We start from the raw sequence: 9,459 nt of genomic DNA, 5'->3' as shown, positions 1-9,459 counted from the left end.
GCAGTGAAACGATGCATCGCCGATGGTAGTGTGGGGTTTCCCCATGTGAGAGTAGGTCATCGTCAAGATTAAATTCCAAAACCCCAATTGCGAAAGCAGTTGGGGTTTTGTTTTGGGCGCTCGAAAAGTGTCCGCCTTGTCGCCGTACACTTGTTCGCCTTGTGTTCGCCCCGTGCACCACAGTGCTAAAGTCCATCCCTCGATTTTGCTTTTCCCAAGGAAGCCGTTATGCCGGACGCGACGTCCCTCAGTCCTGGATTCATGGTGGTTCATGGCAACCGCCTGGACGAGCTGCGAAGCCTGGTGGTCAGTTGGATGCGCCGTTACCCACTGGCGCCTTTGGAAAACGAAATCGCCCTGGTACAAAGCAACGGCATCGCCCAATGGCTCAAGCTGGCCTTGGCCGAAGACCCGCAAGCCGATGATATGGGCGGCTGTGGCATTGCCGCAGCCATCGACGTGCAACTGCCTGGCAGCTTTATGTGGCAGCTTTATCGTATGGTTTTGGGCCGTGACGAAATCCCGCCCAAGTCCCTGCTTGATAAAGCCCCGCTGACCTGGCGCCTCATGCGGCTGTTACCCGAGCTGATCGACCAACCGCACTTCGAGCCTCTGCAACGCTTCCTGACGCAAGACACCGACCTGCGCAAACGCTACCAACTCGCCGAGCGCCTGGCTGACCTCTTCGACCAATACCAGGTCTACCGTGCCGACTGGCTGGAAGATTGGGCCGCAGGCCGGCACCAACTGCGCAATGGTCGAGGCGAGTCCAAACCGCTCAACCCAGCCAACTGCTGGCAAGCCGAGCTGTGGCGCGCGCTCCTGCTGGATGTAGGTGAAGCAGGCATGGCCGAAAGCCGGGCCGGCGTACATCAGCGCTTCATCGAGCGCATCAACAGCCTTGAACAAGCACCGCCCGGCTTGCCTCCCCGGGTGATCGTCTTCGGCATCTCATCGCTGCCGGCCCAGGCGCTGGAAGCCTTGGCGGGTCTGGCCCGTTTCAGCCAGGTCCTGCTCTGCGTGCATAACCCCTGCCGCCATCATTGGTCGGACATCGTCGCCGACAAGGACTTGCTGCGTAACGAATACAAACGCCAGGCGCGCAAAACGGGCATGCCCGTCACTATCGACCCACAAACTTTGCACCAGCACGCCCATCCGCTGCTCGCTGCCTGGGGCAAGCAGGGCCGTGATTACATCAGTCTGCTGGACAGCTACGATGACCCCAACAGCTACCGCGCCGCATTTCGCGACGGCCGTATTGACCTGTTCAGCGACAGCGAACCCACCACGCTCCTCAACCAACTCCAGGACGATATCCTCGAACTGCGCCCGTTGAATGAAACCCGTGAGCTCTGGCCCGCTGTCGACTTGCAACGCGATACGTCGATCCGTTTCCATATCGCCCACAGCGCCCAACGCGAAGTGGAAATCCTCCACGACCAATTACTTCATCGCTTCAGCGCTGACCCCTCCCTGCGCCCTCGGGACATCATCGTCATGGTCCCCGACGTCGACAGCTATGCACCGCATATTCGCGCGGTCTTCGGCCAGCTCGAACGGCATGACCCACGCTTCATCCCCTTCACCCTTACAGACCAAGGCCAACGTGGTCGCGACCCGCTGTTGATCGCCGTCGAGCACTTGCTCAAACTTCCCGACAGCCGCTTCCCTGTCAGCGAAATCCTCGACATGCTCGACGTCCCGGCCCTGCGCGAACGCTTCGCCATCAAAGAGCGTGATCTGCCCACCTTGCATCGCTGGATCGAAGGCGCCGGCATCCGCTGGGGCTTGAATGCCGAGCAACGCGCCGGTTTGGGCCTGCCCGCGGAACTGGAGCAAAACAGTTGGCGATTCGGCCTGCGCCGTATGCTGCTGGGCTATGCCGTCGGTACCGGCACGGCCTGCGACGGTATTGAACCTTATGACGAAATCGGTGGCCTCGATGCGGCCTTGATTGGCCCACTGGTCGCCTTGCTTGACGCCTTGAACGATGCCCATCAAGCGCTATCGGAACCCGCGTCCCCACAAACCTGGGGCGAGCGTCTACAACGGTTGATGCAGCTGTTTTTCCTACCCAGCAGCGAGCACGATGACTACCTGCTGGGCCAGCTCGAACAATTAAGAGAAACCTGGCTGGAAACCTGCGAATCCGTCGGCTTGCAAGACGAGTTACCTCTTACGGTAGTACGTGAGGCATGGCTGGCCGGATTGGATCAGGGGCGCCTGTCCCAGCGCTTCCTGGCGGGAGCGGTCAATTTCTGTACGCTGATGCCCATGCGTGCGATCCCGTTCAAGCTGGTCTGCCTGCTCGGCATGAACGACGGCGATTACCCGCGGGCCCAGCCACCCCTGGATTTTGACCTGATGGGCAGCGATTACCGCCCCGGCGACCGTTCTCGCCGCGAAGACGACCGCTACTTACTGCTCGAAGCGCTGCTGTCAGCCCGTGACCAGCTGTACATCAGTTGGGTAGGCCGCAGCATCCGTGACAACAGCGATCGCCCGGCCTCGGTGCTGATCGGCCAACTACGCGACCACCTCGCCAGCGGCTGGCAGCACGCCAGCAACGATCTGCCGCTGATCGACGCAATGACCCAGGAGCACCCGCTGCAACCCTTCAGCGCCCGCTATTTCCACGAAGGCGATTCGTTGTTCAGCTATGCGCGCGAATGGCAATTGCTGCATCAGGCACCGGCGGTCATCACCCAAGAGCAAGGCTTGACGCCTCACCAACAGGAAGAACCCCTGAGCCTTGGCCAGTTACAGGACTTCCTGCGCAATCCGGTCAAACACTTCTTCAGCCAGCGCCTGAAAGTATTCTTCGAAGCCGCTGAAGTGCCCCTGGCTGATGAAGAACCCTTCGTGCTGGACGCATTGCAACGCTACAGCTTGAGCGACAGCCTGCTGAACGCGGCACTCACCCAACCCGACCAACTCGATCAGGCTCTCACCGCCCAGGCCCTGCGGCTGCAAGGCAGCGGCCTGCTGCCGATGGTGGGTTTCGGTGAATGCCTGCGTAACGAACTGATCGAGCCGCTGCCGGACCTGGTGCAACGCTATCAACAGCTTCTGGCGTTGTGGCCCACCCCGCATACTGGCGCTGAACCGGTCAGCTTTGCGTACCAAGGCATCCAGCTGGAAGGTTGGATCAGCGGTCTGCACCGACGCAGTGATGGCGGACTTTTAAGCGTCACCACCATCCCCAACAGTATTGGTTCGATCAAGACACGTAAGTGGCACCGCCTCATCCGCCCCTGGGTCAATCACGTGGTGGCCTGCGCCTGTGGCCTGCCCTTGAGCACCGGCCTGGTAGCCAGTGACGACACCTTGTTGTTGGCCCCACTGGACAAGGCCGGCGCCGAGGACATTCTCGGTAACCTGCTGTTGGCCTGGCACACGGGAATGAGCGCGCCGCTTCCGGTCGCAGTGAAAACCGCGTTCGCCTGGCTCGGCCAGGCTGATCCCGCCAAGGCCCAAGCGGCTGCGAGCAAAGCCTATGAAGGCGATGGCATCACCACTGACGGCGAACGCCGCGAAACGCCTGCCCTTACGCGGCAATTTCCCGACTACGCGGCCCTGGTCGCCAGTGAAGAGTTCGAAGGCTGGTGCGAAACCCTGTATCGCCCGCTGATCAACGCCCCCTGGCGATCGCTTTCCAGTACGGAGGCTGACGCATGATCGGCAAACCCTTGGCCCTGGCGTTCCCGCTCAAAGGCAGCCAGTTGATTGAAGCCAGTGCCGGCACCGGCAAGACCTTCACCATCTCCGCCCTGTACCTGCGTCTGGTGCTCGGCCACGGCGGTGATGAATCCGGTTTCGGCCGCGAACTGCTGCCACCGCAAATCCTCGTGGTGACGTTCACCGACGCCGCCACCAAGGAACTGCGTGAACGTATCCGCATCCGCTTGGCCGAAGCCGCGCGCTTCTTCCGTGACGAAATCGAACAGCCTGATGCGCTGATTGCCGACCTGCGCGAGCAATATGATCCGCAGCAATGGCCCGCCTGTGCCAATCGCCTGGACATCGCCGCGCAATGGATGGATGAAGCCGCAGTCTCCACGATCCACAGTTGGTGCCAGCGCATGCTGCGCGAACATGCGTTCGACAGCGGCAGCCTGTTCACACAAACCCTGGAAACCGACCATAGCGACCTGCTGGGCGAAGTGCTGCGCGACTACTGGCGATTGTTCTGCTACCCAATGCACGACGATGCGCTCAACTGGGTGCGCAATAATTGGGGTGGCCCCGCGGCGCTGATGCCACGGGTGCGTGCGTTGTTCGGCAGCGAGCGGCCCACCGACGAAACCCGCGAGCCAGCCGAACTGATCAGTGCCTGCCTGCAAGAACGCCGCGCCGCGCTGGTTGCCCTCAAGGCACCCTGGCAACAATGGGCTGCCGAGCTGCGGGATATCTGCCTGCAAGCCGTCGCTGCCAACGCGGTCGATGGGCGCAAGATGCAAGCACGTTACTTCGAGCCCTGGTTCGAAAAGATCAGCGCCTGGGCCGCTGACGAAACCCTGGAACAACTGGACATCGGCACCGGCTTCACCCGCCTGACGCCCGACGGAATGGCCGAAGCCTGGAAAGGCGAGCCGCCGCAGCACCCTGGCATCGAGGCTATGGCCAGCCTCAAAGCCAGCCTCGACGCCTTGCCAACGCCTGACGCGGCGGTGCTGCAACACGCTGCCGGCTGGGTCGGCAAACGTTTCGAGGAAGAGAAACGTCGCCGCGCCGAGATGGGGTTTGACGACATGCTGATCCGCCTCAACGCCGCCCTCCAGGCAGACGGTGGCGAGCGCCTGGCCAGTGTGATCCGCGAGCAATTCCCGGTGGCCCTGATCGATGAATTCCAGGACACCGACCCGGTGCAATACAGCATCTTCGACAGCATCTACCGCATCGAAGAAAACCACCTCGACAGCGGCCTGTTCCTGATCGGCGACCCCAAGCAGGCGATCTACGCCTTTCGCGGCGCCGACATCTACACCTACCTGCGCGCCCGGCAGGCCACCACCGGCCGCCATCACACCCTGGGCACCAACTTCCGCTCCAGCCATGCGATGGTCGAGGCGGTGAACCATGTGTTCCAGCGTGCGGAAACCGGCCGTGGTGCGTTCCTGTTTCGCCAGCCTGATGGCGATAACCCGGTGCCGTTCCATTCGGTACTGTCCCAAGGCCGCAGCGAGCAGTTGCAGGTCGACGGTCACACGCTACCGGCCATGAACCTTTGGCACCTGCCCACCGACCAGCCGATTTCCAACGCGGTTTATCGTCAACACCTGGCCGCCGCCTGCGCCACGCAAATCGTTGCGCTGCTCAATGGTGGGCAGCAAGGCACCGCGGGCTTTGTAAAAGAGGGCACCCTAAAGGGCGTGTTGCCGTCAGACATCGCCATCCTCGTGCGTGATGGCAAGGAAGCCCAAACCGTACGTGCCGAACTGGCCCGCCGTGGCGTGCGCAGTGTGTACCTGTCGGATAAAGACTCGGTGTTTGCCGCCCAGGAAGCCCATGACCTGTTGGCCTGGTTGAAGGCTTGCGCGGAACCGGATGTCGAACGCCCGCTGCGTGCAGCCCTGGCCTGCGTCACCCTGAACCTGTCCCTGTCGGAGCTGGAGCGTCTGAATCAGGACGAACTGGCGTGGGAATCGCGGGTGATGCAGTTCCGTGGCTACCGTGCCATCTGGCGTACCCAAGGCGTGTTGCCGATGCTGCGTCGTCTGCTCCACGACTTCAAGCTGCCGCAAACCCTCATCGCCCGCAGTGATGGCGAGCGTGTGCTGACCAACCTGTTGCACCTCAGTGAATTGTTGCAACAGGCCGCCTCGGAACTGGATGGCGAGCAGGCGTTGATCCGTCATTTGGCCGAGCATCTGGCGCTGTCGGGGCAGGCCGGTGAAGAACAGATCCTGCGCCTGGAAAGTGACGAGCAACTGGTCAAAGTGGTGACCATCCACAAATCCAAGGGCCTGGAATACGACTTGGTGTTCCTGCCGTTCATCTGTTCGGCCAAGCCCGTGGATGGCAGTCGCTTGCCGTTGCATTACCACGATGAACACGGCAAGTCCCACGTCAGCCTGCGACCCACGGCCGAGTTGATCGCCCAAGCCGACGATGAGCGCCTGGCCGAAGACCTGCGTTTGTTGTACGTGGCCTTGACCCGCGCCAAACACGCCTGCTGGCTGGGCATCGCCGATCTCAAACGCGGTAATAACAGCAGCTCGGTCTTGCACCTGTCTGCATTGGGCTATTTGCTCGGTGCCGGCGCGTCGTTGAGCGAATCAGCGGGTCTGGCGCGCTGGTTGCTGGACTTGCAGCAAGGCTGCGCGGCCATCGGTTATGACCTTGTGCCGGACGCCCAAGACATCTTGTTCCACCCGCCGCGCAACCAAGCGACCCTGCTCGCGCCGTTGCTGCCTGCACGCAAGGCCGCAGAAAACTGGTGGATTGCCTCCTATAGCGCCTTGCGCATTGGCGACAGCATGAGCGCCGCCAACCTCGAAGCCCCCGAAAGCCCACAGGCCCAGAAGCTGTTCGATGACGAACGCCTCGACCCCGATGCCCCTCGGGAAACGGTCGCGGCCGGCGGGGATATTCACCGTTTCCCACGCGGTCCCAACCCAGGCACCTTCCTTCACGGCTTGTTGGAATGGGCCGGTGAAGAAGGTTTCAACGTGACCCCGGAGGCGATCGAAAAAGCCGTGGGCGCGCGCTGTAACCGCCGTAACTGGGAAGGCTGGATCGTCACCCTCAGCGGCTGGCTGGAGCACCTGCTGCACACGCCACTGCCCCTGTACAACGAGCGCTTCACCCTCAGTGGCCTGCAGCAGTACCAGATCGAGATGGAATTCTGGTTTGCCAGTCACACCGTCGACGTACTCGCCCTCGACAAACTGGTGTGCCAGCACACCCATGGCGGCGTGTCCCGTGTGGCCGCCGAACCGGTGCTGCTCAACGGCATGTTCAAAGGCTTTATCGATCTGACGTTTGAGCACGATGGCCGTTACTACGTGGCCGACTACAAATCCAATTGGCTCGGCCCTGACGACTCTGCCTACACCCAGGACGCCATGGAACACTCGATCCTCGAGCATCGGTACGACCTGCAATACGTACTTTACCTGCTGGCCCTGCACCGCCAACTCAAGGCGCGCCTGCCGCATTACGATTATGACCAGCACGTCGGCGGTGCCCTGTACCTGTTCCTGCGCGGTAGCCAGTCGGTGAGCCAGGGCGCGTATTTTACCCGACCGCCTCATGAGTTGATCGAGAGCCTGGACCTGTTGTTCCAGGGCAAGCCCATCCCACCCAAGGTTGAGCCCGCCTGGGAACAAGGAGTGCTCTTATGAGCCTGTCGCCGTTACCGCTGGAGGCGCTTTTGCCCCTCGATCGTGCTGCCGACCTGCTGCAGTTGCTTGCACGTTGGGTCGAGCGGGGTTGGCTGCGGGCCTTGGACAAAGCCTTTGTCGGTTTCCTGTACGAGCTGGACCCAAAGGCCGATCCCCTGGTGCTGCTGGCGGCGGCCTTGACCAGCCATCAACTGGGCCATGGCCACGTCTGCCTGGATGTGTTCGAAACCCTCAAGGCGCCGGATTTCGCCCTGTCATTGCCGCCCGAAGGCGACCTGCACACCGGCGCAATGCTGCTACCCTCACAGTTGCTGCACGGCCTGGATGGCGCGCATTGGTGCCATGCCCTGGCTTCAAGCCCGTTGGTTGCGCTGGCCGTCGATGGCAGCGAGGAGGCTCGTAGCCGCCCGTTGGTGTTGTCCGGCAAGCGCCTGTACCTGCGCCGCTACTGGGCCTACGAGCGGCGTATCGACCGCGCCCTGCGCCTGCGCCTTGCCAGCGTGGAAGACGCCGCCGCCGATCTGCCGCAACGGCTCAATCGCCTGTTCGACCAACCGGCGCCCGATGGGGTGATTGACTGGCAAAAGCTCGCCTGCGCCCTGGCGACCCGCGGCGCCTTCAGCATCGTCACCGGCGGCCCCGGTACGGGCAAGACCACCACCGTGGTGCGCCTGCTCGCGCTGTTGCAGGCGCCCGCCGTGGAGTCCGGCAGCCCGTTGCGTATTCGCCTGGCTGCGCCCACCGGTAAAGCCGCTGCGCGCCTGACCGAATCCATCAGCCAGCAAGTGCTGTCACTGACAGTGCCCGACAACGTGCGGGAAAAAATCCCCACCCAGGTCACCACGGTCCACCGCTTGTTGGGCAGCCGTCCGGGCACCCGTCACTTCCGTCACCACCTGGGCAACCCGCTGCCTTTGGATGTGCTGGTGGTGGACGAAGCCTCGATGATCGACCTGGAAATGATGGCCAACCTGCTCGACGCCCTGCCGCCCCATGCACGCCTGGTATTGCTGGGCGACAAAGACCAACTGGCCTCGGTAGAAGCGGGGGCCGTACTCGGCGACTTGTGCCGCGATGCCGAAGCCGGCTGGTACAGCCCGCAGACTCGCCACTGGCTGCAAGCCGTCAGCGGTGAAGACCTCAGCAGCAGCGGCTTGCAAGAAGACCTCGATGGCAGCCATCCCCTGGCCCAGCAAGTGGTGATGCTGCGCTATTCGCGCCGCTTCGGCGAGGGCAGCGGTATTGGTCAACTGGCGCGTTGGGTCAACCAGCAAAACGCCGAAGAGGCCCGCCAGCTGTTAGCTGCAGGCCGTCACGACGACCTGTTCTGCGTCAGCCTCAAGGGTGAGCATGACCACGCCCTTGAGCGCCTGGTACTGGACGGGCAGGGCGATGGCGCCCAAGGTTATCGCTACTACCTGAACCTGCTGCAATCGGCGCGCCCCTCTGCGGACACACCGCGTGACGGTCCAGCCTGGACTGCTTGGGCGCAACAACTGCTGCACGCCTTCGACGCGTTTCAACTGCTTTGCGCCGTGCGGAAGGGCCCGTGGGGCGTCGAAGGGCTCAACCTGCGCATCACCGCGGCGTTGCGCAAGGTACGCCTGATCGAAGGTGACGAGCAGTGGTACGAAGGCCGACCGGTGCTGATGACCCGCAACGATTACGGGCTCGGCCTGATGAACGGCGACATCGGCATCGCCCTGAAATTGCCCGAAAGCGACGGTGGCCCCCACGTCCTGCGGGTGGCCTTTCCACGTAACGATGGCCAGGGCGGCGTGCGCTTTGTATTGCCCAGCCGCTTGAATGATGTGGAAACCGTGTACGCCATGACCGTGCACAAATCCCAGGGCTCGGAGTTCACTCACACCGCGCTGATCCTGCCGGATGCCCTTAACCCGGTGCTGACCAAAGAGCTGATCTATACCGGTATCACCCGTGCCAAACGTTGGTTCAGCCTGGTTGAGCCGCGCGGCGGCGTGTTTGAGGAAGCGGTGCGGCGCAAGGTCAAGCGTCTGAGCGGATTGATGTTGGAGTTGGACCTTCCGTCTGAAAAAAATGACTGGTAGGTCAGGCGATATTTCTTATTCAGATGTCTGATTTTTCTGAA

Annotated in this window: 3 protein-coding genes; all 3 read left to right on the top strand. The window is 62.2% G+C overall.

The annotated features are described in order from the left end of the window. Nucleotides 1–228 precede the first annotated feature (228 nt). From recC to recD, 3 genes are read left to right on the top strand one after another with little or no spacing between them, the layout of a single operon-like run. Complete coding sequence (gene recC / locus AC1RAC_RS08090) at nt 229–3,681, top strand: exodeoxyribonuclease V subunit gamma (RefSeq protein WP_492616483.1); 3,453 nt, start codon at nt 229–231, stop codon at nt 3,679–3,681. Next, the gene (recB, locus tag AC1RAC_RS08085; RefSeq protein WP_492616482.1) at nt 3,678–7,349 is read left to right on the top strand and encodes an exodeoxyribonuclease V subunit beta; all 3,672 of its coding nucleotides are present in this window, start codon (nt 3,678–3,680) and stop codon (nt 7,347–7,349) included. The genes recC and recB overlap by 4 nt, the downstream gene beginning before the upstream one ends. Further along, a complete protein-coding gene (recD, locus tag AC1RAC_RS08080; protein WP_034128795.1) occupies nt 7,346–9,418 on the top strand; it encodes an exodeoxyribonuclease V subunit alpha in 2,073 nt (690 codons plus the stop codon). The genes recB and recD overlap by 4 nt, the downstream gene beginning before the upstream one ends. Nucleotides 9,419–9,459 lie beyond the last annotated feature (41 nt).

Source organism: Pseudomonas sp. GW823-FHT02F05, from assembly GCF_058797315.1.
Note: the sequence above shows the minus strand (reverse complement) of the source record. Positions and strands in the feature narration are given on the sequence as shown.